Annotated in this window: 16 protein-coding genes; 8 read left to right on the forward strand and 8 right to left on the reverse strand. The window is 73.1% G+C overall.

All coding sequences use genetic code 11. The features are described from left to right. Positions 1-406: 406 nt before the first annotated feature. Together ACWD0A_RS30370 and ptsP are read left to right on the forward strand one after the other, a co-directional pair. Positions 407-856 carry a PTS sugar transporter subunit IIA gene (locus tag ACWD0A_RS30370; RefSeq protein ID WP_307716513.1) on the forward strand — a complete coding sequence of 150 codons (450 nt, stop codon included), beginning with the start codon at positions 407-409 and terminating at the stop codon, positions 854-856. A gap of 76 nt (positions 857-932) precedes the next feature. Beyond that, positions 933-2,603 carry a phosphoenolpyruvate--protein phosphotransferase gene (gene ptsP / locus ACWD0A_RS30375; RefSeq protein ID WP_451303280.1) on the forward strand — a complete coding sequence of 557 codons (1,671 nt, stop codon included), beginning with the start codon at positions 933-935 and terminating at the stop codon, positions 2,601-2,603. A 62-nt stretch (positions 2,604-2,665) separates the two neighbouring features. Here the strand turns inward: ptsP and ACWD0A_RS30380 are convergent, their stop codons facing one another. Together ACWD0A_RS30380 and ACWD0A_RS30385 are read right to left on the reverse strand one after the other, a co-directional pair. After that, entirely contained in the window at positions 2,666-3,574 is a 909-nt protein-coding gene (locus ACWD0A_RS30380; protein ID WP_451303282.1) for a hypothetical protein, read from the reverse strand. Between the two features lie 113 nt (positions 3,575-3,687). Then, positions 3,688-5,664 (reverse strand): acetoacetate--CoA ligase, encoded by a 1,977-nt coding sequence (locus tag ACWD0A_RS30385; protein ID WP_451303284.1) that lies wholly within the window; start codon positions 5,662-5,664, stop codon positions 3,688-3,690. Between the two features lie 227 nt (positions 5,665-5,891). On the opposite strand from ACWD0A_RS30385, the gene ACWD0A_RS30390 reads away from it, so the two are divergent. Beyond that, positions 5,892-8,270: a glycoside hydrolase family 31 protein gene (locus tag ACWD0A_RS30390; RefSeq protein ID WP_451303286.1), complete on the forward strand. Its 2,379-nt coding sequence runs from the start codon at positions 5,892-5,894 to the stop codon at positions 8,268-8,270. 12 nt (positions 8,271-8,282) lie between these two features. Here the strand turns inward: ACWD0A_RS30390 and ACWD0A_RS30395 are convergent, their stop codons facing one another. After that, positions 8,283-8,792 (reverse strand): NUDIX domain-containing protein, encoded by a 510-nt coding sequence (locus tag ACWD0A_RS30395; RefSeq protein WP_451303288.1) that lies wholly within the window; start codon positions 8,790-8,792, stop codon positions 8,283-8,285. A 60-nt stretch (positions 8,793-8,852) separates the two neighbouring features. On the opposite strand from ACWD0A_RS30395, the gene ACWD0A_RS30400 reads away from it, so the two are divergent. The 4 genes from ACWD0A_RS30400 (at position 8,853) to glpK (ending at position 12,788) form a co-directional block, all read left to right on the forward strand. Beyond that, on the forward strand, positions 8,853-9,668 hold the full coding sequence (locus ACWD0A_RS30400) for a M15 family metallopeptidase (protein WP_451303290.1): 816 nt from the start codon (positions 8,853-8,855) through the stop codon (positions 9,666-9,668). Positions 9,669-9,699: 31 nt separating this feature from the next. Next, positions 9,700-10,047, forward strand: coding sequence for an Mpo1-like protein (locus ACWD0A_RS30405; protein ID WP_451303292.1), 348 nt, complete (start codon positions 9,700-9,702; stop codon positions 10,045-10,047). A 410-nt stretch (positions 10,048-10,457) separates the two neighbouring features. Further along, positions 10,458-11,219, forward strand: a complete 762-nt coding sequence (locus ACWD0A_RS30410) for an MIP/aquaporin family protein (RefSeq protein WP_451303294.1) — start codon at positions 10,458-10,460, stop codon at positions 11,217-11,219. Between the two features lie 54 nt (positions 11,220-11,273). Next, entirely contained in the window at positions 11,274-12,788 is a 1,515-nt protein-coding gene (gene glpK, locus ACWD0A_RS30415) for a glycerol kinase GlpK (RefSeq protein WP_451303296.1), read from the forward strand. Between the two features lie 102 nt (positions 12,789-12,890). On the opposite strand, the gene ACWD0A_RS30420 is transcribed toward glpK, so the two are convergent. Genes ACWD0A_RS30420 through ACWD0A_RS30435 form a run of 4 tightly spaced genes read right to left on the reverse strand, consistent with a single transcriptional unit; the run spans position 12,891 to position 17,192 of the window. Beyond that, positions 12,891-13,496: a GTP-binding protein gene (locus tag ACWD0A_RS30420; protein WP_451303298.1), complete on the reverse strand. Its 606-nt coding sequence runs from the start codon at positions 13,494-13,496 to the stop codon at positions 12,891-12,893. Beyond that, the gene (locus ACWD0A_RS30425; RefSeq protein ID WP_307716502.1) at positions 13,477-13,881 is read right to left on the reverse strand and encodes a DUF742 domain-containing protein; all 405 of its coding nucleotides are present in this window, start codon (positions 13,879-13,881) and stop codon (positions 13,477-13,479) included. The genes ACWD0A_RS30420 and ACWD0A_RS30425 overlap by 20 nt, the downstream gene beginning before the upstream one ends. A gap of 9 nt (positions 13,882-13,890) precedes the next feature. After that, a complete protein-coding gene (locus ACWD0A_RS30430; protein ID WP_451303300.1) occupies positions 13,891-14,346 on the reverse strand; it encodes a roadblock/LC7 domain-containing protein in 456 nt (151 codons plus the stop codon). Then, positions 14,343-17,192 carry a sensor histidine kinase gene (locus ACWD0A_RS30435; protein ID WP_451303302.1) on the reverse strand — a complete coding sequence of 950 codons (2,850 nt, stop codon included), beginning with the start codon at positions 17,190-17,192 and terminating at the stop codon, positions 14,343-14,345. The genes ACWD0A_RS30430 and ACWD0A_RS30435 overlap by 4 nt, the downstream gene beginning before the upstream one ends. Before the next feature lie 509 nt (positions 17,193-17,701). Between ACWD0A_RS30435 and ACWD0A_RS30440 the strand changes: the two genes are divergently transcribed. Next, positions 17,702-18,199 (forward strand): hypothetical protein, encoded by a 498-nt coding sequence (locus tag ACWD0A_RS30440; protein WP_451303303.1) that lies wholly within the window; start codon positions 17,702-17,704, stop codon positions 18,197-18,199. Between the two features lie 268 nt (positions 18,200-18,467). On the opposite strand, the gene ACWD0A_RS30445 is transcribed toward ACWD0A_RS30440, so the two are convergent. Further along, positions 18,468-23,585, reverse strand: a complete 5,118-nt coding sequence (locus ACWD0A_RS30445) for a hypothetical protein (RefSeq protein WP_451303305.1) — start codon at positions 23,583-23,585, stop codon at positions 18,468-18,470. Between the last annotated feature and the right edge of the window lie 78 nt (positions 23,586-23,663).

The following is a 23,663-nucleotide window of genomic DNA, read 5'->3' on the forward strand; positions in this document are numbered from 1 at the left end:
TTTTGGCACGCTGTTGAGTTCTCAAGGAACGGACGCTTCCTTCGTACTCACCCTCAGAACCTTCTGGGGCTTTCCTCCGGGCGCTTCCCTTCGGTGTTTCCAACACTATCAGTCTTTCTTACTCCCTCTGACCACCCACCCTGCGGACAGCAGTGGTTTAGACCAGTTAGGATCTCGGCTTGATAGCACTGCCGACCCCCGACTCGATGTCGCGTTGGGGCCAGGCAGGGGTACGACAGTACAGGTCGGCCGCAGTCGAGGCAAATCGCTTGCGGTGCACCCTAGGTCCGTCAACTGGTAGCTGTCATGCGGAACTAGGACTTCATATGACATACCCTGCTGAACAGTGCGTCGTCCGGTACGAGCAGTGACGACGCAGCACGAAATCCCCGCCCTGGGAGGCTCCATGACCACAGTGACGTCCCCTCTCGCCGGACGGGCCATCGGGCTCGCGGCCGTGCCCGACCCGGTGTTCTCCGGCGCGATGGTCGGTCCTGGCACTGCCATCGATCCCGAGCCTGGGGCCACGGAGGCCGTCTCCCCCGTCGCGGGCATCGTCGTCTCTCTCCACCCGCACGCGTTCGTCGTCGTCGATGAAGAGGGGCATGGAGTTCTGACGCATCTGGGCATCGACACGGTGCAGCTCAACGGTGAGGGCTTCGAGCTCCTCGTCAACAAGGGCGACACCGTGCAGCGCGGACAGGCTGTGGTCCGGTGGGACCCGGCAGCCGTCGAGGCGGCCGGGAAGTCGCCGATCTGTCCGGTCGTGGCGCTCGAGGCCACCCCCGACTCCCTCTCCGACGTCCGTGAGGACGGCGACGTGAAGGCCGGCGACAGCCTCTTCGGCTGGCAGTGACCGCCGCACGCCGGTGACGGCGAGTTCGACATCTACCGCGGCGGCACGGATCGCCGCTCAACCGGAGACGGGTGACATGGAGACAACGCTGCGAGGCGTCGGCGTGAGCCACGGAGTGGCGATCGGCGAGGTGCGGCACATGGGCACGGCGGTTCTCGAGCCGCCGGCCAAGCAGATACCGGCGGAGGACGCGGAGCGCGAGCAGGGACGGGCCCGGAAGGCCGTCGAGGCCGTCGCCGCCGATCTGATCGCCCGGGGCAATCTCGCGGGCGGCGAGGCGCAGGCCGTGCTCGAGGCGCAGGCCATGATGGCGCAGGACCCCGAACTGATGGCGGACGTGGAGCGTCGCATTGCCGTGGGCAGCACGGCCGAGCGTGCCGTGTACGACGCGTTCGCCGCCTACCGGGCCCTGCTGGCGGGTGCCGGTGAGTACCTGGCCGGACGGGTCGCGGATCTGGACGACGTGCGGAACCGGATCGTGGCCCGGCTGCTCGGGGTGCCGATGCCGGGTGTGCCGGACAGCGACGAGCCGTATGTACTGATCGCGCGCGATCTGGCGCCGGCCGACACGGCGCTGCTGGACCCGGCGCTCGTGCTCGGCTTCGTGACCGAGGAGGGCGGTCCGACGAGCCACAGCGCGATCCTGGCGCGGGCGCTCGGCGTCCCCGCTGTCGTGGCTCTGCCGGGCGCGGGCGAGCTGGCCGAGGGCACGCTGATCGCGGTGGACGGCAGTACGGGAGAGATCTTCGTCGAGCCGAGTGCCGAGAAGCGGGCCGCGATGGAGCAGGCCGCCGCCGAGCGCAAGGCCGCCCTCGCGGCGTCGAGCGGGCCGGGTGCGACGTCGGACGGGCACAAGGTGCCGCTGCTGGCGAACGTCGGCGGTCCCGCGGACGTGCCGGCGGCCGTGGATGCCGGCGCGGAGGGCGTCGGGCTGTTCCGTACCGAGTTCCTCTTCCTCGACGACAGCAAGCAGGCGCCGTCCGAGGAGAAGCAGGTCCAGGCGTACCGCCAGGTGCTCGAGGCGTTTCCCGAGGGCCGGGTCGTGGTGCGCGTCCTCGACGCGGGTGCCGACAAGCCGCTCGACTTCCTGACGCCGGCCGACGAGCCGAACCCGGCGCTGGGTGTCCGCGGGCTGCGCTCGCTGCTGGACCACCCGGAGGTGCTGCGCACGCAGCTGTCCGCGCTGTCGAAGGCGGCGCAGGGCCTGCCGGTGTACCTCGAGGTCATGGCGCCGATGGTGGCGGACCGTACGGACGCGAAGGCGTTCGCGGACGCGTGCCGGGAGGCGGGGCTGCAGGCGAAGTTCGGCGCGATGGTCGAGATCCCGTCCGCCGCGCTGCGGGCGCGCTCGATCCTGCAGGAGGTCGAGTTCCTTTCGCTGGGGACCAACGACCTCGCTCAGTACACGTTCGCCGCCGACCGGCAGGTGGGTGCGGTGTCGAGGCTGCAGGATCCGTGGCAGCCGGCGCTGCTGGATCTGGTGGCGCTTGCCGCGGACGCCGCGAAGGCCGAGGCCAAGAGCTGTGGTGTGTGTGGTGAGGCGGCCTCCGATCCGCTGCTCGCGTGTGTGCTGACGGGTCTGGGTGTCACGTCGCTGTCCATGGGCGCGGCGTCCATTCCTTATGTGCGCGCCACGCTGGCGAAGTACACGCTGGCGCAGTGCGAGCGGGCCGCGGCCGCTGCGCGCGCCGCCGACACCGCCGAGGAGGCGCGGCTGGCCGCGCAGGCGGTGCTGTCCGGCGAGTAGTCGTCGGCCGGATGCTGTCGAAGGGGGCTTTCCGCCGGGTGGCGGGAGGCCCCCTTCGCCGTTCAGTGGTGGATGTCCGGGTCGTCGGTGGTGACGGGGAACCCGGCGCAGTACTCGACGCCGGGCTCGGGTGACAGTGGTTCGCCGGTGGCGGCGTCGGTGCAGTAGGCGCTGAAGACCTCGCCCGCCGTGAGCGGGATCAGCCGACCGTGGTCGAGGCGCCAGCCATGGAGGTGGTCCGGGCTGCCGGGGCGGCTGGTGCGCAGGACGACTCCGCCGGTGGTTTCGAGGGCGATTCCGGCCGCGAGGACGGTGACGAACTCGGCGCCCTCCCCGGCGTCGATCTCTGCGGAGGCCGAGGCGGAGCCATGGGCGTGGAGCACGGCGAGGAGCTGTTCGTCGGGGCCGGGGACGCTGCACACGAGATGGTGGGTGCCGGGTCCGGCGACTTCGAGGAGCCTCATGAGGATCCGGGACGCCCGGTCGAACGCGGAGCGTCCGATGTCCTGGCCGCAGTCGGCGCAGGTACCGAGGTCGGCGAGGAGCAGCGTCGCGTACTGCCAGGTGGCGTGGCGGACGGCCTGGTCGATGAGCCGGGGCAGCAGCTCGGCCAGTGGCTGTCCCGTGTAGGTGACGGCGGGGCCGCGGCCGGTGAGCTCGGCGGTGAAGCGGCTGCGGGCCTCGGCGGTGTCGGCGTCGAGGCCGGTCTCCGTGCAGAACTCGGCGTATTCGTCGGGGTCGAAGAGGGCGACCGTGGTGTGCAGCTGCCGGGTGGCGAGCGTCTTCAGGAGTTGCTCGGACTGGCGGAGATAGGTGGTGTGGTCGTCGAAGGTGAAGCTCCGGTAGCGGCGCATCGCGGTGAAGTCGCGGGCGTCGGCCAGGATGCCGACGGTGCTGGGGACTTCGCGGCGCAGGATGCGCCGCATCGATGCGTGGGTGCCCGGCCGCTTGGACCTGCTGGTGTGCGCCATGCTGATTCCCCCCTGAGCGCTGTTGGTCACTGCTCACTCACGGTAGGTGGTGGCACTGACAACGGCGGCCGGTCGCCCCGGACGCCGCCCGGGAGCGGCGTCCGGGCCCGGGGCTACTTGCGGGTGCGGGCCAGGTCCTCGTAGAAGCGCAGGAGTTCGAGGTTGTCGACGGATCCGGGATTGACCGCCTTGTCGAGTGCCGTGCCCTGGAGGAGGCGTTTGACGGGGACCTCGATGCGCTTGCCGGTGAGGGTGTGCGGTACGCCGGGGACCTCGATGATGTCGTCGGGGACGTGGCGCGGGGAGAGCTGTTCGCGGATGGTCCGCTTGATGCGGTCCTTGAGTGCGTCGTCGAGTACCGCGCCTTCGGCGAGGTGGACGAACAGGGGCATCCAGTAGCCGCCGTCCGGTTCCTCCAGCCCGATGACGAGGGACTCGCGGATCTCCGGGAGGCGTTCGACCGCCTCGTAGATGTCGGCGGATCCCATGCGCACCCCCTGGCGGTTGAGGGTGGAGTCGGAGCGGCCGTGGATGACCACGGAGCCGGTTTCGTTGATGGTGATCCAGTCCCCGTGCCGCCAGACGCCCGGGTACATCTCGAAGTAACTGTCGCGATAGCGGCTGCCGTCGGGGTCGTTCCAGAACCGGATGGGCATGGAGGGCATGGGGTTGGTGACGACGAGTTCGCCGACCTCGCCGATGAGCGGCTTGCCCTGGGGGTCCCAGGACTGGAGGTCCGTGCCGAGGCAGGCGGCCTGGAGTTCGCCGATGTGGACGGGGAGCGTGGGGACGGCGCCGGCGAAGCAGCTGCAGACGTCGGTGCCGCCGCTGACGGAGGCGATCCAGAGGTCCTCGGCGACCTCGTCGTGGAGCCAGCGGAAGCCGTCGGGCGGCAGGGGGGATCCGGTGGTGGCGACGCAGGCGATCTTGGAGAGGTCGTGGTCGCGGGCGGGGTGGACGCCGGCCTTGGCGCAGGCCATGACGTAGGCGGCGGAGGTGCCGAAGAGGGTGGCGCCGGTGCGTTCGGCGATGCTCCACTGGGCGCCGGTGGTGGGGTGGCCGGGGCTGCCGTCGTACAGCACGACGGTGGTGCCGGTGAGGAGGCCGGAGACGAGGAAGTTCCACATCATCCAGCCGGTGGAGGTGTACCAGAAGAAGCGGTCGCCGGGGCCGAGGTCGCAGTGGAGGCCGAGCTGCTTGAAGTGTTCGAGCAGGATGCCGCCCTGGGACTGGACGATGGCCTTGGGCAGGCCGGTGGTGCCGGAGGAGTAGAGGACCCACAGGGGGTGGTCGAAGGGGACCTGCTCGAAGACGGGGTCGGCGTCGCCGGCCGTGACGGCGGACCAGTCGAGGGCGCCTTCGGGGGCCTCGGTGCCGAGCAGGGGGATGTGGACGACGGCGCGCAGGGTCGGCAGTTCGCGGCGGAGCTCGGCGACGGTCGCGGTGCGGTCGTGTTCCTTGCCGCCGTAGCGGTAGCCGTCGACGGTGAAGAGGACGACGGGTTCGACCTGCTGGAAGCGGTCGAGGACGCTGCGGGCGCCGAAGTCGGGGGCGCAGGAGGTCCATACGGCGCCGACGGCGGCGGTGGCGAGCAGGGCGGCGACGGCCTGGGGGATGTTGGGCAGGTATCCGCTGACGCGGTCGCCGGGGCGTACGCCGAGGGCGCGCAGCTCGGCGGCGAGTGTGCCGACTTGGCGGCGGAGCTCCGCCCAGCTGATGGGCGTGGGCTCATGTGTCTCGTCCACATGAAGAAGTGCGGGGTCGTGTGCCCGTGCGGGGTCCTCGGCGGTGCGCAGGGCGTGTTCCGCGTAGTTGAGCGTGGCGCCGGGGAACCACTGGGCGCCGGGCATGGTCCGGTCGCCGAGCACGCGCTCGTAGGGGGTGGAGAAGCGGATGTCGAACCAGTCGGCGACGGCCTGCCAGAACGTCTCGAGTTCCGCCACGGACCAGCGGTGCAGCGCCGGGTAGCCGCCCTCGGCCGGTGCTCCGTAGCGCTCGGCGGCCCAGGACTGGAAGTGGGTGACGCGGGCGGCCGCGATGCGGTCGGCGTCGGGCTGCCAGAGCGGGGCGGGGTTCGCTGCTGAGGTCATGGGTCGGCTCCCGGGCTTTCTCTACGCGGTCGGTGCGCGGTGTCTGCGCGGCCCGCGGGCGGGCGGGGTGTGCGCGGACGCGGGCTGAAAGGGACGATGCCACGTGATCGTCTTTCGCACCAGGGCTCTCCGCCCATGGTCGGGAGGGCGGATATGTGCTCCCACCACGGGTGAACGGCAGTTGAACAGGGCACCTGATCCGCCGGCCGGGTGGCAGGGTGAGCTGCATGGACGGTCGTGACCTGGTGCGCTCGGTGAGGAATGTCGGCTCGGTTCAGGGCTTGCGGGCGGCGCGCTCCGCGTGGCGGCGGAACAGGGCGGACGCTCGGGAGCTGTCCCCCAGGGGGCCGGAGCGGGCCAGAGTGCCGGGCGCGGCGCAGGAGGCGGAGCCGCTGCCGGGCGGCGGGATCGTCCGGTTCGCCCGTTCCGAGCTGCGCATCGTGGTCGCCACGGGAGGGGCGGTGTTCCGGGGCTGGGACGGTGCTGAGCCTCTGCCGTCGTACGGGCTGGCCGGGCCGCCTCCGGAGCCCGATCCGCGGGCCGCTCTCGAGCCGGACAAGGACGGCGGCTGGCGGGTGGTGTCGGAGCGGGTGACGGTCGAGGTGTCGCGCCACGGGGCGGTGGAGATCCGCACTCCCGGCGGTGTGGTGCTGCGTCGTGATCTGCCGCCGCGCTGGTGGGAGCCGGTCGGCGGCGGTCCGGCCCGCTGGGTGCAGCGCAGCGAGGTCGGCGCCGACGCGCGGATGTTCGGTCTGGGCGGCCGGGGCACGGGCCTCCGGCTGCGTGGGGGCGCGTACCGGATCTGGAACGGCGGAGCCGCAGGGCCGGAGGGAGATGCTCCGCACCTCACGATGCCCGTGCAGATGGTGGTCGCCGACGCGGGGACGCATCTGGCGTTCCACGACACATCGTGGGACGGCCGGGTCACGGTGCGGGAGGGCGAGGAGGGGGCGGGCTCGGGCCACGACCGGCCGGGGGCCGTCGAGCTGAGGATGGACGGCGGGCCGCTGCGGAGTTGGGTGCTGGTGGGCACTCCGGCCCGTGTGCTGAGCGGTTTCGCGCAGCTCACGGGTGCGCCCGCGCTGCCGCCTACGTGGGCGCTCGGGCTTCACCACGCGGGCGCCGGGGCGGATGACGAGCAGGCGGTGCGGCGTCTGGTGTCCGCCTACCGGGAGCGCGGGCTGCCGTTGTCGGCGGTGCGTCTCGGCGGGGGAACGGGGCGTCCGGCGCAGCAGGCCGGAGCCGGCTGGTTCCGCCGGACGCCTCCCGAGGACGCGGCGGCGGCGTTCGGCGTGGACGAGGCGCGGTTCCCGGATCTGCCCGCGCTGGCGAAGGATCTGCGCGAGGACGGGGTGCGGCTGGTCCGCGTCATCGGTCCGGCCGTCGCGGCGCGGCCGGGTGACGAGGTGTACGAGACCGGGGTGCGCGCGGGGGCCTTCGTGCGGGATGCGCGGGGCGCCGTGGTGCGCGGGGTGGCGGCTTCGGGCGATCGCGTGCACCCGGACTTCACCGATCCGCGGACCCGGGCGTGGTGGGGGGAGCTGTACGGGGAGTTGCTGGACCAGGGCTTCTCGGGGATGTGGCACGAGGCGCCCGTCCCGTGGGCAAAGTCGCCGTTCGGGGCCATGGCGCTGCCGCGTTCGGCGCGGCATGTACTGGAGGGCCGTGGCGGTGACCATCGGGAGGCGCACAACGTGGGCGGTCTTGCGATGACGCGCGCCGCGTACGAGGCGCTGTGCCGGCTGCGCCCCGACGAGCGTCCGTTCCTGGTGTCCGGCTCCGGCTGGACGGGGGTGCAACGGTACGGCGGGGTGTGGGCCGGGCCGGTGCCCAAGGGGTGGCCGGGGCTGCGTGCCTCGCTGGTGCTGGTCCTGGGGCTCGGCGTCTGCGGGGTGCCGTTCGCGGGGGCGGAGGCCGGGCCGGTGCCCGGCATGTCGGCGGAACTGTATCTGCGGCGCCTCCAGATGGCCGCGTACCTTCCGCTGCTGTGTGCCGGGAACACGGGCGCGGAGCCATGGGAGTTCGGGCCGGAGGTGCTGGCGCATGCGCGGGCGGCGCTGCGGGAGCGGGAGCGGCTGCGGCCGTATCTGGTGGGGCTGGCGCATCTGGCACGGCTGACCGGTGCGCCGTACGTCCGTCCGCTGTGGTGGGGCTGCCCGGAGGACCGGGGGCTGCGGGACTGCGAGGACGCGTTTCTGCTGGGCGATTCGCTGCTGGTGGCGCCGGTGCTGGAGCCGGGTTCGGACCGGCGGGCGGTGCGGCTGCCCCGCGGGCGCTGGTACGACACGGCGACGGGCCGCGCGTACGAGGGCCCGGCTCAGGTGCTGGTGGACGCGCCTGTGTCACGGATCCCCGTGCTGGCGCGGGCGGGGACGGTGCTCGCGGTGCAGGGTGACGACGGCCGGGTGGAGCTGGAGGTCTGGGCGCCTGCGCCGGGGCGCAAGGGCGGCGGACTGGTGGTGCGCGACACCGGTGACGGCTGGGCGCTGTCGCGGATCGAGCGCTACGCGACGCGTCTGGTGGAGGGCCGTGTGATGGTGGAGCGGGTCACGGACGCGGGGCGGGTGGCGGTGGACGACCCGGTGCGGGTGCGCGGCCTCGGCTGACGGCGAGGCCGGTCAGCGGTGTGCGTACGCGCCCGTGAACCAGTTGCGCGCGGCGGTCGTGTGGAGCGGGAAGGCCAGCTCCTCGGGCCCGCGCAGCAGGTACCAGCCGTCGGTCTCGTCGGTGGGCCGGGGCGGTGGCAGCGCGGCGGCGGGGCGGGCGGGCAGCAGTCCGAAGAGCAGCAGGTGCCCGGCGGCCGAGCTGAGGGCGTCGGCGAGGCGCACGTCGTGCTGCGGAACCTCGATACCGGTCTCCTCGGCGAGTTCGCGCACGACGGCGTGCCGCCAGTCCTCGGCGTGGTCGATGAAGCCGCCGGGCAGTGCGGTGCCGCCGCGGGCGGGTTCGATGGTGCGGGTGATGACCACGAGTCCGGTGCCGCGGTCGTCGTACGCGGGCAGCAGGGCGACGGCGACGGGCAGGGGGTTGCGGTAGGCGGTCTCGCCGCAGACGGGACAGGTGCGGGGCCAGCCGGCTGGGGAGCCGTACGGCGCTCCGCAGTGGCCGCAGTGGGAGTCCTGGGGCACGGGCGGACTGTATCCGATCACTCTTTCCCGCCGGGGCGGGAAGTGATAAACGGTGTGCGCATGACTCGACTTGGTTCCGCTTTCCGTGCTCTGACCGTGGCCGCCGCCGGGCTGCTCGCCGTCTCGGCGGCCGCTCCCGTCGCCCGGGCGGCCCCCGAACCGAAGGCGCCGCGGGAGTTCGTGTCGCTGCGCACCGTCGCGCCGACGATCATCCAGGAGATGCGCTACACGACGGACCACAACTTCGTCGGCGAGCCCGTCGACGGGTACCGGCAGCCGTGGTGCATCCTGACCCGGCCGGCCGCCGAGGCGCTGGGCCGGGCGCAGTCGCGGCTGCTGCGGCAGGGGTACTCGCTGAAGGTGTACGACTGCTACCGGCCGCAGCGCGCGGTCGATCACTTCGTGCGCTGGGCGAAGGACCTGGACGACAAGGCGATGAAGCAGGAGTTCTATCCGCGGGTCGACAAGTCGCGCCTGTTCGCGGGCGGTTACATCGCGGAGAAGTCCGGGCACAGCCGCGGCAGCACGGTGGACCTGACCATCGTGAAGCTGCCCGCCGAGCCGACGCGGGACTATGTGCCGGGCGAGCCGCTGACGGCGTGCTACGCGCCCGTTTCCGAGCGCTTCCCGGACAACTCCGTGGACATGGGCACCGGTTACGACTGCTTCGACACGCTGTCGCACACCGACGACCCGCGGATCACCGCGGCCCAGCGCGCCAACCGGCAGCTGCTGAAGGGGACGCTCGCCGCGCAGGGGTTCGTGAATCTGCCGGAGGAGTGGTGGCACTTCACGTACAAGCCGGAGCCGTTCCCGGACACGTACTTCGACTTCCCGGTGGCGCGGCGCTCGGTCGCGGGGCACCGGGCGGGCTGACGCGCGGGCGCCGGGCCGTTACGGTGCGGTCATGGCGCAGCAGACGTTCGATACGTACGAGGAGTTCTGGCCCTACTACGTGGCGATGCACTCGCGGGCCGCTACCCGGTGGGTACATCTCACGGGCACCCTGACCGGGCTCGCGATCAGTGTGTACGGCCTGGCGCGGGGGCGGCTGCGGTACGCGGCCGCCCTCCCCCTGATCGGCTACGGGACGGCCTGGCCGGCCCATTTCCTCATCGAGAGGAACAACCCGGCCACGTTCGGGCATCCGGCCTGGTCACTGCGCGGTGACGCGCAGATGATCCGGATGATGCTGGCGGGCCGGGACGGGGAGCTGGCGGAGATCGCCGCCAAGTGGCTCGCCGAGAACCGCTGACGGTCCCGGCCCGGCACAGACCTGCTCGTCGGTGGGACACGTTCTGCCGCAACCCCGCCTGCGAGGACGGGGAGCACCTGGCAGTTGCGCGCCACGGCGGGCGCGCGGCGGATGCCGGGCGCGCGGCCCGCGGGCGGCACCGCGCCGCCTCTTGACGTTCCCGCCCTCCGTGTCCAGCACCCGCCATGAACTGTGCCTGCTGTCCGCGACCTTGACGCCCCATCACGGCAGGGGAAAACTGCCTCCTCGTCGGCATCGCCGCACTTCGGCACGCTCACCACGCTCGTCACGGACGCCGGGCGGGGCCGGGGACCTCCCCTGCCTCCGGGTCCGCAGTCATGCACGCCATGGAGCACGCACCCTGCACGGAGGACCGGGGCCGGGCCCCGGGCCAGGGCAAAGGAGCCGCCATGAGCAACGGAGACATATTCCTCGGTGAGGTCATCGGCACCGCGATCCTCATCCTCTTCGGCGCGGGCGTCTGCGCCGCCGTCACGCTGCACCACTCCAAGGCGAGGGCAGCCGGGTGGGTCGTCATCGCCTTCGGCTGGGGCTTCGCGGTGCTGGCGGGCGCCTACACCGCGGCTCCCCTGTCCGGCGGGCACCTCAACCCGGCCGTGACCGTGGGCGTCGCCGTCGACACCGGCGAGTGGGGCAAGGTGCCGCTGTACATCGCGGCGCAGATGGTGGGCGCGATCATCGGCGCCGTACTCGCCTATCTCGTCTACTACGCCCAGTTCCAGGCGAACGCCGACATCAAGACCGCCCAGCCGACGCTCGGGATCTTCTCCACCGGCCCCGAGATCCGCAAGCCGGCCGCCAACCTCGTCACCGAGATCATCGCCACGGCCGGCCTGGTGCTGCCGATCCTCGCCTTCGGCAAGAACGACGGCATCGGAGTGGGCCAGATCCCGGGCCAGGACGCCGGCATCTACGGATCGGGCATCTCCATCCTGCTGGTGTCCCTCCTGGTCGTCGGCATCGGCCTGTCCCTCGGCGGGCCCACCGGATACGCCGTGAACCCCGCCCGCGATCTCGGTCCGCGCATCGTCCACGCCCTGCTCCCGATCCCCAACAAGGGGACGTCGGACTGGGGTTACTCCTGGGTGCCCGTCGCCGGGCCCCTCGTCGGCGGACTGCTGGCGGGTCTGATCTTCAACGCGGCCTTCTAGCCGCATGCCTCCCGGCCTCTGGGCCGCTTCGACAAGGGGACGTAAGGGGACGTCATGACCGACAGGTTCGTCGCCGCTATCGACCAGGGCACCACGTCCAGCCGCTGCATCGTCTTCAACCAGCACGGCGAGATCGTCGCCGTCGACCAGCGCGAACACCGCCAGATCTTCCCCCGGCCCGGCTGGGTGGAACACGACGCCACCGAGATCTGGTCCAAGGTCCAGGCCGTCGTCGCGGGCGCCCTCGCCAAGGCGGGGCTGCGGGCCGGCGAACTCAGCGCGCTCGGCATCACCAACCAGCGCGAGACGACGGTCCTGTGGGACCGCGCCACCGGCAAGCCCGTGCACAACGCGATCGTCTGGCAGGACACCCGCACGGCCGCGCTCTGCCGTGAACTCGGCGGCGCGGACGGCCAGGACCGCTTCCGTGACACCACCGGTCTGCCGCTCGCCAGCTACTTCTCCGGGCCCAAGGCCGCCTGGCTGCTGGACAACGTACCCGGGCTGCGCGCACGGGCCGAGCGCGGCGAGATCGCATTCGGCACCATCGACTCCTGGCTGATCTGGAACCTCACCGGCGGCACCGACGGCGGCGTCCACGTCACCGACGTCACCAACGCCTCGCGCACCATGCTGATGGACCTGGAGAGCCTGCGGTGGGACCCGGCCATCCTGTTGGCGATGAACGTGCCCGAGGCGATCCTCCCGGAGATCAGGTCGTCCGCCGAGGTGTACGGCACCGCGGTGGGCCAGCTCTCCGGCGTCCCGGTGGCCTCCGCTCTGGGCGACCAGCAGGCCGCCGTCTTCGGCCAGGCGTGCTACGACACGGGCACGGCCAAGAACACGTACGGCACGGGAAGTTTCCTGCTGCTCAACACCGGAAACCGGCCCGTGCCCTCGAAGAGCGGACTGATCACCACGCTCGGCTACAAGATCGGCGACGAGAATCCGGTGTACTGCCTGGAGGGATCGATCGCGATCACCGGGGCGCTGGTCCAGTGGTTCCGCGACCAGCTCGGGATCATCCGGTCGGCCGGCGAGATCGAGACACTGGCCGCGAGCGTCGACGACAACGGCGGCGCGTACATCGTGCCCGCCTTCTCCGGCCTCTACGCGCCTTATTGGCGCTCGGACGCGCGCGGAGTGATCACCGGGCTCACCCGGTACGTCACCAAGGCGCATCTGGCGCGGGCCGTGCTGGAGGCGACGAGCTGGCAGACGCGTGAGGTCGTCGACGCGATGTACCAGGACTCCGGGGTGCGCATCACCACGCTGAAGGTCGACGGCGGCATGACCGCCAACAACCTGCTGATGCAGCACCAGGCGGACGTGCTGGCGGTGCCCGTGATCCGGCCGAAGGTCTCCGAGACGACCTGTCTGGGCGCCGCGTACGCGGCCGGGCTCGCGACCGGTGTGTGGTCGGACCTGGACGAGCTGAAGGCCCACTGGCAGCGCGACGTCGAGTGGTCGCCGCGGATGGAGGCCGAGGTGCGCGAGCGCGAGTACCACAACTGGCGCAAGGCGGTGGAGAAGAGCTTCGGCTGGGAGGAGGAGCCCGGCGGAAGCTGAGACCGGCGGCGGCCGGCCCCCGCGGGACGCCCATGGAGGCGCACGGCCCGTACCCCTGGAATTCGCCCGCATCGGTGGCGGGCCGTGTCCGTGCGCGTGACCTCAGGTGATGGCGGGCTCGCGGGCCTGGTCCGCGCGGACCAGGGCGTGTTCCACGACGGCCACCAGGATCTCCTTGACCGACTCGCGTTCACGCGCGTCGCCGATGAGGAGGGGGACTTCGGTGTCGAGGTCCAGCGCCGCCCGCACGCTCTCGGCGGGGAAGCGGTTCGCCCCCTCGAAGCAGTTGACCGCGACGGCGAAGGGGATGTCCCGGCGCTCGAAGTAGTCGATGGCGGCGAAGCAGTCTTCCAGGCGCCGGGTGTCGGCGAGGACGACCGCCCCGAGCGCACCCTGTGCCAGCTCGTCCCACAGGAACCAGAAGCGGTCCTGACCGGGGGTGCCGAAGAGGTAGAGCACCAGGTCCTCGCGCAGGGTGATCCGCCCGAAGTCCATGGCGACCGTGGTCGTGGTCTTGCTCTCCACACCGGAGACGTCGTCGACGGGGCGCCCCGCCTCGCTGAGCGTCTCCTCGGTGCGCAGGGGTCTGATCTCGCTGACCGCGCCGACCAGGGTGGTCTTGCCGACGCCGAAGCCGCCCGCCACCAGGATCTTCAGAGTCACCGGCTCCGGCGGTGCCTCTCGGCGGCTAGAGCGCCCGAAGGCCATTGATCACCTCGCGCAGAATGCTCACGTCCGGCAGCTCGGCCGGGGGTACGGGACGGGTCACGTGGACGAGTTCGTCGTCCACGAGGTCGCCGACGAGGACCCGGACCACGCCCACGGGCAGGTCCAGTCCCGCGGCGAGTTCGGCGATCGACTGCGGTGTGCCGCCGCAGCGTTCGACGATCTCGACATGCTCCGGGGACAGCGTCTGGTCGTGGCGGGGGTCGGCGGCGGACGCATCGGGCACGACCAGGGCGATCAGATCGAGCCGGTGGCGGCTGTCGTGCGCGGTGCGGCCGCGCGTCATGGCGTACGGACGGACCACGGGACCGGCGTCCGCGTCGATCCAGTGGTGCGGGGTGCGGCTGTTCCGGAGTGAATCACTCATGGCAGCCTCTCACCCCCCGGCGGCCTGACCGGTCCGTGGCGCGGTGGCCAGGTGGGCGCCCACCCGCTTGACCATGAGCGTCATCTCGTAGGCGACCTGGCCCACGTCGGAGTCGGCGTCGGCGAGCACGGCCAGACAGCTGCCGTCACCGGCCGCGGTGACGAAGAGGAACGCCTCGTCGAGTTCCACCACCGTCTGGCGGACCTGCCCGGCCTCGAAGTGGCGGCCGACCCCCTTGGCGAGGCTGTGGAAGCCCGAGGCCACCGCGGCCAGGTGCTCGCTGTCCTCGCGGGTCAGCTCCTTGGAGGTGCCGGTGGCGAGGCCGTCGCTGGAGAGCACGAGCGCCTTGCTGATGCTGGCGACGCGGTCGACCAGCTCGTCGAGGAGCCAGTTGAGTTCGCCGGCGCCCCCGGCGGCGACCGGTGCGCCGGTGGCGCTGGATGCTGCGGCGTTCGGTGCGGTCATGGACCGTCCCCCTCCGATGTCGTTCCTGGTGCGTTCCGGCCGGGGCCGGTGGCCTGGTCCGTGCCGCGTTCGGCCGCGGCTTCCTCGGCGTTGCGCCGGCGGCCGCGCTGCCAGCCCCGCTGCATGGACGCCATACGGTTGCGGACCTCCTCCGCGTCCCGCTCGAACTCCCGCCTCGCGGCGGGCGCCGCCGGCGGCTGTGCGGCGGCCGCTTCCCTCAACTGCGGGGCCAGGCTGGCCTGCCGGACGCGCCGCGGCAGTCCGTCGAGCGGCGGCGGAGCGGCAGCAGGCGCCTCGGGGACGGGTGCCCGGCCGCGGGGCGACGGATCGGGTTTCTGGGCCACCGGCTCGCGTCCCCGGCCCGACCGGTCGCGGCGGTCCTGGACGAGCGGGATCGGCAGGGCCGGCGGAGCGGTGCCCCCAGCGGGCGGGGAGGTCCGTCCGAAGGGTGTGGGGGCATCCGTGCCGCGCCCGGCGCCGGGGGCGGGATGGTGCCGCCCGGCGGTGTTCCGCTCGTCGACGCGGCGGCCGTGGTCGGCGACGAGCGTCGGCTGCCGCCTGCGCCGGGGCAGCGGGACGGGTCCGGCCGGCGGCTCCTGCCCCGGTACGAGCCCCTGCCGGTGCTGGTCTCGGCCGGCGCCCTCGCGGCCCGCACCGTCGCGGCGCTGGGAGCGGGGACGGAAGATGCCGCCGCGTTCGCTCTCGGTGTCCTCCAGGTCGCCGAGGGCGGCGTCGACGACGGCCGCGCGGTCGACTGCGCCGGACCGGTCACCGCGGCGGTCGTCCGGCCCCAGGGCGCCGACGGGCGCCTCCAGTTCCACGGGCCCGTCGAGCAGGGCGGAGCCGGTCAGCCCGGAGGGGACCTTGGACAGGGCGAGCCTGCTGTGGTCGCGCCGCCCGGCCGCGCTCTCGGTCTTGCGGTCGAGCCGGAATCCGGTTCCCTGGGTCTCCGGCGCCTCGGTGAGCAGCGCGGCGGGGATGAACACGACGGCCGTGGTACCGCCGTACGGGGACTGCTGGAGCGAGACGCGCACGTTCTGGCGCTGGGCGAGCCGGCTGACGACGAACAGGCCGAGCCGGTCGGTGTCGGACAGCTCGAACTCGGGTGTCTCCGCCAGCCGCAGGTTGGCGTCGAGGAGCGCGTCGGGCGCCATGCCGAGTCCGCGGTCGTGGATCTCCAGAGTGAACCCGTTGGCCACCCGCTCGCCGTGGACCTGCACACCCGTGTGCGGGGGCGAGAACACCGTGGCGTTCTCCAGCAGTTCGGCGATCAGGTGGGTCAGGTCGGCGACCGCGGGTCCGCCGACGCCGATGCGCGGCAGCCGGCGCACCTCGATGCGCTCGTAGTCCTCGACCTCGGCGACCGCGGCCCGTACGACATCCATCAGCTGGATCGGCTTGCGCCACTGGCGGGAGGGCGCCGCGCCGGAGAGGATCACCAGACCCTCGGCGTGGCGGCGCATACGGGTGGTGAGGTGGTCGAGGCGGAAGAGGTCCGCGAGTTCCTCGGTGTCCTCCGTGCGCCGCTCCATCGCGTCGAGCAGGGTGAGCTGCCGGTGCAGCAGGACCTGGTTGCGGCGGGCGAGGTTGACGAAGACCTCGGAGACGCCGCGCCGCATGTCGGCCTGGCGCACGGCGGCCTCGACGGCGGCGCGCTGCAAGGTGTTGAGCGCCTGGCCCGCCTGCCCGATCTCGTCCTTGTCGTAGTCCAGACGCGGGGCCTCGGTCTCGACGTCGACGTGTTCTCCGGCGGCGAGGCGGCGCATCACGCTGGGCAGGCGTACGCCGGAGACCTCGTGGGCCTCCTTGCGCAGCCGGGTCAGGTCGCGGACCAGGTCGCGGCCGATGCGCACGGAGACGATGAGGGAGACGAGGACGGCGAGGAAGCCGAGCACGCCGGCGACTCCGGCGCGTACGAAGACGCTGTACGCGGCGGGTTCGATGCGGTCCTCGTGGCGGTCGCCGGCTTCCTTGCTCTCGCGGGCGAGGTCGTCGAGGACGGGTGTCGCGACCTCTTCCCAGCGGTCGATCTCGGCGGAGGCGAGCCGGTCGACGGGGCCCTCGGTGATGAGGCGTTCCTCCGTCTCGCGCAGCGGCACGGTCTCGGGGCTGCGCCAGTACTCCTCGTGGATCTCGCGGTCCTTCGCCGGCAGGCTCGCGAGGTTGAGCTCGTAGTACAGATTGCGTTGTGCGACGAGGTCGGTGAGGGTGCGTATCTCCTCGCCGGTAATCTTGCGGGTGGTGAGGGTGGAGGCGACCAGAGCGTCCTCGCGTGCGAGCATCTCGCGGGCCCGGAGCAGCCCGACCAGGCCGATCCCCTGCCGTTCGAGCGCGGCGTCGTTGAGGCCGTGCAGGGTGAGCAGGAAGCCGTAGCACGGGTCGACGAGGCGGTTGAAGAACTCGAGCGCCTGGAACCGGGTGATCGTGTTGCTGTCGACGGACCGGCGCAGCGCGCCGAGGCCGTCGAGCGCGTCGAGGAGCGAGGTGAGCTGCTGCGCGGTCTCGGGCGTCATGTCGTCGCGCACGGACTGCGTCCTGGCCTTGTCGCGCAGCGCGGCGACGACGGTGTCGGTCGCGTCCCGCCGGGTGCGCAGGGCCGGCAGCGCGTCGGAGGCACGGCGGTCGGCCAGGTAGACGAGGGTCTGACGGCGTTCCTTCTGGAGGACGTCGACGGTGTTCTCGACCGGGTGGCCGACCTGTTCGGCGACGGAACTGGCAGCCAGGAGCTGAGCGGCGTCCCGGCCTGTCAGGACGGTGGCGAACCCCCACAGTGCCGTGAGGGACAGCAACGGCACGAGGAGCAGCGCCACGATCTTCCGGCGGATGGACTTCCCGCGAAAGCGCATGGCCTCCCCCTGCTCAACCCGGCCCGGCTCGGCGGGTGTTCCGTCAACAAACGGCGAGAGCCTACTACTGTCACACGGACAACTCGAAGGAACGTCCGGACGATTTTCGGCCGACGGAAGTGAACGCGGTAGAGGCATGTCCTGGTATTCGCGGTGATGGCATTCCTCTCCGTGTCACGAGGGAGCGGCGACACGCCTCTTTTTCGGACCGGGGCAGTTGGCCGGAATTCTTCGCTTCGGGGTGCGGGGTGCGGGGTGTACGGGGCCGGGGACGCGAGTCCGGGACGTGGTCGGTACGGCGGGAATCTTCACGGCTTCCCATGCGTCCATACGTACGGGGAGCCGCGGAGGTTCACAGTCGTCACGCGCCGACTCGTCGATGGGCACCGCATTCCACGGAATGCGGCGGTTGTCCGTGCAGGAGTGCGCGAGCCGGAACAGCCGGAGTAGAGCGACGGATTCCGGGCAGCCACCCTGAAGTGGGACAGAGGTGGGGAGTGACAGGATCCATGGACACGCACGAGCGCTGCGAAGAGACTCCGGGCTCCGCGCCGCAGGCGTTGCAGAAAGCGGCGTCCGGGGCGTCCGGAGCGACATCGGCTCATGACGACGCGTATGGGCCGCACTCACTCTGGACCGAGGAGCCGAGCGCCAGGCGACGCATGGCGGATCCGGTGCGTACGGCCGCGGTCCGAGCGGTGATCATCACGTCCCTCACGCTGATCCAGGCGATGGCAGCCTTCCTTCTGTCGGTGACGGGTTCGTGGCTGGCGTTCCCGATGGTGCTCAGCAGTGTGGCGAGCACGGTGGTCGCGACCTGGTCGGTGCTGGACGTGTGGGTGACGCGGCAGGTGTGGAACCAACGGCATGGGGTGGTGTCCGTGCCCAGCAGCACGGCGCGGCAACTGCGCCGCGAGCGCCGCCGGGCGCGCCGGGCGGCGCGGGCGTCCGCGCGCGAGGCGTCGCGGATACGGAGGCCCGGCGCGGGCGGGCTGTCACGGGCCTGACCCGCGCGGGGTTCGCCTGCTGAGGGGCGACGTCGCCGGGGTGGCAGCCCGCTTGGGCGCGCAGAGGGACAAGGCCGCCCGAGCCGCAGGTCACGTGGCCGACGTTGCCGGGCCGCATGCCCTGGTGAACCCCGCTGGTCGGCCGAGAACCGCGCCGGAGCCGCACAACCGCAGGTCACGAGCCCACGTCGCCGGGCCGCCGCCGCCGAGACCCGGCCGAGCCGATGCCGAGGCCACCCCGCCCTTGTCGGCCCGGCCGGGCGGTCGGCTACGCGTCCGGTGCCGTCGTCGTCCGTTCGACCGCCGGGGACGGCTCGGACGCCGACTGCTCCGGGAGCGGGGCCCGCTTGAACATGCGCGTGGCCGTGATCTCGCCGTGCACCGTCTCCCCCGTGGGCTCGATCTGCGGAAGCCCGGGACGCAGGTGCTCCTCGACACTGATGTACTTCAGGCCCGCCCGCAGGTCCGCGTCGTTGCGCAGCCGGATCACCAGGGGGAACTCCGCGAGCGCCGTCGTGTCGAACAGGCCCGTCGTGTACAGCAGTTGCACACCGAGACCGTCGGAGACGGCACGCTGGAGCTCCAGCAGGTAGGTCGCGTTGGCCCGGCCGATGGGGTTGTCGAGGAAGAGCGTGCCCGCGTGCCGGTGCTTGTCGCGCCCGCGGTCGTTGCTGCGCAGGGCCGCCATCGTGCAGTACAGCGCGATCGCCGCCGTCAGCAGCTGTCCGCCGGAGAAGACGTCGCCCATCTGCCCCACCGGCACCCGCTCCGCGCGGAGCACGGCGTCCGGCTTGAGGATCTCCACCGCGACGCCCTTCGGCTCCAGGGCCGCCTGGACGCCCCGCAGCAGCAGGGACATGCCGTCCCTGCGCCCCTCGCCGTAGGCGGCGGACGCGTTCTTCTTCACGGCCGCGCGGGTCGCCTCGTCGATGACCTCGCCGAGCCGCTCCGCGAGCGTGGCCTGATCCGGCTCCTCGAAACGGATCCGCAGGAACTCCTGTCCCGACCACTCCCCGAGCCCCTCGGGCAGCCGGGACAGCCGCTGGGCCGAGCGCAGGGTCGCGAGGGCCGATTCCACCAGACCGCGCAGGCGGTCCACGATGGTGTCCCGGTTGCGCTCCAGCTGCGCCAGTTCGTCGGTGAGCACCCGCAGCCGGGGCGCGAACGCCTCGGCCCACTTCGCGGCGTGCTCGGGCAGCGCGGCCGCGGGCAGTTCGCGGATCTGCTGCCGTGCGGGGGTGCGGACCTGCTCGTAGCGCGTGGAGTTGGCGTGCCGTACGAGCACGTCGCTCGCCTCGCGTACGGCCGACTCGGCGGCCGAGAGGTCGGTCGCGCAGCCGCGTAGTGAACGGCGTGCCTCGGCCGCGGTATGGCGGGCCTCCCCCAGCGTGCCCGGATACGGCTCCGGGGCGTCGGCCGCCTCGTCGTCCTGGTGGTGGTCGCGGAGCAGGTCGCGCAGGAGCGCCGCCGTCTCGTCGAAGCCGCCCGCGGCGTCCTCGGCGGCTCGATGCGCCCGGAGCAGCTCCGCGTGCGTGGTGCGGGCGGTCTCCAGCGCCTCGGTGCGCGCGGCCAGTTCGCCGTCGGCGGTGCGCAGCAGCGCCTTGGCGTGCTCTGCGTCGGCGGGGACGAGGTCGTCGGGCAGGTCGGTGTGCGACGCGCCGTCGGCCGGGGCCAGCCGCTCGGCCTCGCCACGGAGACGGCCGAGCTTCTCGCTCGCCTCGGACGCGCGTGACTCCAGCATCTGCACGAGCGCCTCGGCGCGGGCGGCGGCCGCCTGGCGGGACGGGCCGTCGGCGCCGTCCGTGCCTTCGAGGAGCTGTGCGGCGCGGGTGCGGACCTTGTTGGTGAGGCGGTCGAGCTCCGCGAGTGCGGCGCTCTCGTCGCTCTCGGCACGGGCCTGTTCGGCGCGGAGATCGGCGCCGACGCCGACCTTCTCGTAGAGCTGGGACGCCGCACGGTAGGCCTCGCGGAGCGCGGGCAGGGAGGCTCGCGGGGCGTCGCCGTCGTCCTCGGGGAGGTTCTCGGGGGCTCCGGCGATCTCGGCACGCTCGGCGCGCAGGGCGCGGGCGGTGCGCCGGGCGTCGTCACCGGCGCGCTGGGCGGCGCGGCGGTCCTCGTCGGAGGCCTTGGCGCGCTCCAGGCAGGCGGCGGCGCGGGCCTCGGACTCGGCGGCCTCGTCGGCCAGTTCCCGCAGTTTGGCCTGCCAGCCCGCGCGTTCGCGCAGCCGGAACGCGAGGCCGGCGAGCGCGTCCGCGGCGCGACGGGCGCGCTGTGCGGCCTCCTGCCGCTCCTCCCGCACACGCGCGGCGTCGGCGGCCGCCTCGTCGGCCTCGGCCCGTGCCGTACGGGCCTCGGCGAGGGCCTCCTGCGCCTCCACCGCCACGGCGCGGGCGGTGCGCGCGGCGTCGGCGAGCTCGGCGAGCATGCCCTGCGGGCAGTCCTCGCGCCAGGCGGCGAGCCGGGCCGCGAGGGAGCGGTCGCCGGCGAGGCGTGCGGCGAGCGCGCGGATCTCCTCGTCACGGGCGGTCGCCCTGGCCCGCAGCGCGTGCCGTTCCTCGTCGGCCGCCGCCTCGTCGTGCATGGCGGGGTTCGGCGGGACGAGGAAGACGTCCTGCTCGGTGCCGGTGTCCGTCGCGGGCACGGGAGCGAGCAGCGCGGCGGCGGTGCCGACGGCGACGGCCGAACGCGGCAGCAGTGCCGCACCGGCGAGCGCCTCGCGCGCGCGGGCGTGCGAGGCGGGGTCGGTGATCACGACACCGTCGACGAGCTCGGGCCGCGCGGCCAGCACGGCGGCATGGTCGGCGGGGTCGACGGACTGGGCGAGATAGCGCCAGCCGGGCAGCGCCGGAATGCCGTGCTCGCCGAGGAACTCGACGGTGGCGAGCACGTCGGGTGCGGGCGGCAGGAGCCCGCCGTCACCGAGGGCGCCGAGGATGCGGGCGTCGTCGGCGGCGGCGGTGCGCAGGTCGAAGAGCTGCCGCTCGGCGGACGCGATGGACTGCTCCAGCAACTCGCGGAGCTCGTCCGCGAATCCGTCGAGTTCGGCGGCGCCGAGGGGACCGTCACCGGCCCGTCGCGACGCGGTGCGCCGCCCGTCGGCGGCATCCTCGGGAGCCGCGCCGTGCGCCGCCGTGTTCCCCGTGGCCGGAGCACCGGGAACGCCGTGTCCCGCCCGGGCCGCCTCGCCATGGGCCCGGCCGCCGGAAGCGGCGCCGTCGTCCATGGGGCTTGCGGGTGCCCCGCCGGGGGCTCCGGCGCCTGCTTCGGCCAGGGCCCCGTGGGCACCGCCGTCCACGTCCCTTTCGGCGTGGCCGCCGGACGTCCCGTCGTGCGCTGCGGTGCCCGCCTCGGCCGACGCCCTCGGTCCGCGATGCCCGGGCTCGCCCCCGGACTGAGCGTCCTCGGGCCGAGCACCGGCCCCGTCGTGCGCGGCGTCACCGGGGTGCGGCACGCGGGCGGCGGCCGCCGGACCGCGGGCGTGGTCGGCGGGGACCGCGCCGGGGCCGCGCGGTGCCGGGACCGCCGGGCCGGGCAGTTGGGGCGCGGGAAGGCTCAGCAGGTCCGCCAGCCGGCCGTCCTCCGCGATGGACTCGGCCGCGCGGCGCTCCGCCTCGTACGCGTTCTCCGCGGCCTGCGCCGCGTCCGCCGCGCGCGCGGCGGTCAGCTCGGCGCGCGACTCCGCCGCGGCGGCCTCCTTGGCGCGCTCGGCCGTGACGCGCGCCGCCTCACGTGCGGCGTCCCAGGCCGCGACCGCCGTCTTCTCCGCGTCGCTCGCCGCCAGCGCGGCCCTGGCCGGGTCGGCGTCGGGTGCGGTGTCGTCGAGCCAGCCGGCCCGTACGGCTTGCGCGGTCTCCTGCTCGACCTCGGCGAGGCGCTGGCGCAGGTGGCCGATCTCGCTGCGGGCGCGCTGGGCCTCGGTCGCCGCGACCGTGGCGTCACGGTGGGCGGCCTCGCCGCTCTCCTGGAGGGCGCGGGAACGCTCCTCCTCCTCGTTCGCGACCCGTTCACCGTCCTCGGCGGCCTTGTGCAGAGCGCGTACGAGATCTCCGGCGGCCTTGGCGCGTGCGGCCAGGGCGGGTGCCGCGTCCCGCTCGGCCTCGCGGATCGCCGCCGCGACGCGGGCGGAGCGGTCACCGGCGGCGCGGTGTCGCAGCACGGCCTCGGCCGCCTGCCAGGCCGAGTGCAGCGTGCGCGCGTCGATGAGCTCACGGCGCTGCGCGGCGGCGCCCTTCTCGGCGACGGTCAGGGCCAGGGAGGCGTGCCGGTACGCCAGTTCGGCGGCGATCAGAGAGCTGCGGCTGCGGGCCTGCTCGGCCTCGGTGACGGTGTGCGCGGCGGCCGTGACCTGCTGGGCGAGGTCGGCGGCACGGGCCCGTTCCTGCGTGGCGCGGGCGGAGAGGCGGCGCGCCAGGGTGCGGGTGCGGCGCTCGGCGCCGGCGTGGATCTCGCGTGCTCGCGTACGCGCCTCGGCGGCCTCGACGATCCGGCCGAGGAGGTCGGCCGAGCCGGCCGTGAAGTCCCGCTCCGCGGTGAGCTCGGCGCGGCGGCCGAGCTTGTTGCCGAAGCCGCTGACGAGGTCCGCGAGGCCGTCGGTGTCGCGGGTGTCGGTGACGGCTCGCAGCAGCAGATCGGTGAAGTCGGAGTCCTTCTTGACGGCGAAGAGGCCCGCGGCCTCGCCCTCGTCGGCGTTCATCTCGCGCTGGTAACGGAACAGTTCGGGGTCGAGGCCGAGTTCGCCGAGGTGTTCGTTCCAGCGGTCGTGGATCTCCTCCCAGTACACGTCGAGGTGCGGATACGCCTTGCCGGCCTCGGTGACGGCGTCGCGGAAGCCCTTCATGGTCCGGCGCCGGCCACGGGCCCCGGAGGCCCCTTCGACCGGCGGCCGCACGGCCGTGGACTCGGCGACGGGGAGGGAGTCGAGGCTGAGTCCGGGGCCGGGCCGGAAGGAGTACCAGGCCTCGGCGAACTTGCGCGGGTCGTTGGACACCTGGCGCCCGCGCCACTCGCTGACCTTGCCGACGACCACCAGCTCACCGGTCTGCGTGTGCTGCCACTCCAGGGCGACATGTCCGCAGTCGTCGGCGAGCAGGAACTTGCGCAGCACGCCCGAGCTCGCTCCGCCGAGGGTGTTGCGGTGGCCGGGCAGCATGACCGAGAAGATCAGCTTGAGCAGGACGGACTTGCCACCGCCGTTCTCCAGGAAGAGCACGCCGGCGGGGGCGGGACGGCGCGGCGGGCCGACCGGCTCCTCCTCGAAGAACTCCGCCTGGGTGGGAGCGGGGTTGGGCACCGGCTCGCCGACTCCGCGCAGGTCGAGCACGGTGTCGGCGTAGCGCGCACCGGCAGGGCCGATGGAGTAGAGGCGGACCCGGGACAACTCGTACATGGCGGCGGACTCTCAGTCTTCTTCTGGCTTCGTCGAGCGGTGGCGCGTGCGGTGCGGTGCCGCGGGGAAGGCGGCTGC

The sequence above is a fragment of the Streptomyces sp. NPDC002867 genome (assembly GCF_053591895.1).

Bases quoted from the DNA above. Each gene is read 5' to 3' on its own strand.
- ACWD0A_RS30370 (WP_307716513.1), top strand. From the start codon at position 407: ATGACCACAGTGACGTCCCCTCTCGCCGGACGGGCCATCGGGCTCGCG.
- ptsP (WP_451303280.1), top strand. From the start codon at position 933: ATGGAGACAACGCTGCGAGGCGTCGGCGTGAGCCACGGAGTGGCGATC.
- ACWD0A_RS30380 (WP_451303282.1), bottom strand. From the start codon at position 3,574: ATGGCGCACACCAGCAGGTCCAAGCGGCCGGGCACCCACGCATCGATG.
- ACWD0A_RS30385 (WP_451303284.1), bottom strand. From the start codon at position 5,664: ATGACCTCAGCAGCGAACCCCGCCCCGCTCTGGCAGCCCGACGCCGAC.
- ACWD0A_RS30390 (WP_451303286.1), top strand. From the start codon at position 5,892: ATGGACGGTCGTGACCTGGTGCGCTCGGTGAGGAATGTCGGCTCGGTT.
- ACWD0A_RS30400 (WP_451303290.1), top strand. From the start codon at position 8,853: ATGACTCGACTTGGTTCCGCTTTCCGTGCTCTGACCGTGGCCGCCGCC.
- ACWD0A_RS30405 (WP_451303292.1), top strand. From the start codon at position 9,700: ATGGCGCAGCAGACGTTCGATACGTACGAGGAGTTCTGGCCCTACTAC.
- ACWD0A_RS30410 (WP_451303294.1), top strand. From the start codon at position 10,458: ATGAGCAACGGAGACATATTCCTCGGTGAGGTCATCGGCACCGCGATC.
- glpK (WP_451303296.1), top strand. From the start codon at position 11,274: ATGACCGACAGGTTCGTCGCCGCTATCGACCAGGGCACCACGTCCAGC.
- ACWD0A_RS30420 (WP_451303298.1), bottom strand. From the start codon at position 13,496: ATGGCCTTCGGGCGCTCTAGCCGCCGAGAGGCACCGCCGGAGCCGGTG.
- ACWD0A_RS30425 (WP_307716502.1), bottom strand. From the start codon at position 13,881: ATGAGTGATTCACTCCGGAACAGCCGCACCCCGCACCACTGGATCGAC.
- ACWD0A_RS30430 (WP_451303300.1), bottom strand. From the start codon at position 14,346: ATGACCGCACCGAACGCCGCAGCATCCAGCGCCACCGGCGCACCGGTC.
- ACWD0A_RS30435 (WP_451303302.1), bottom strand. From the start codon at position 17,192: ATGCGCTTTCGCGGGAAGTCCATCCGCCGGAAGATCGTGGCGCTGCTC.
- ACWD0A_RS30440 (WP_451303303.1), top strand. From the start codon at position 17,702: ATGGACACGCACGAGCGCTGCGAAGAGACTCCGGGCTCCGCGCCGCAG.
- ACWD0A_RS30445 (WP_451303305.1), bottom strand. From the start codon at position 23,585: ATGTACGAGTTGTCCCGGGTCCGCCTCTACTCCATCGGCCCTGCCGGT.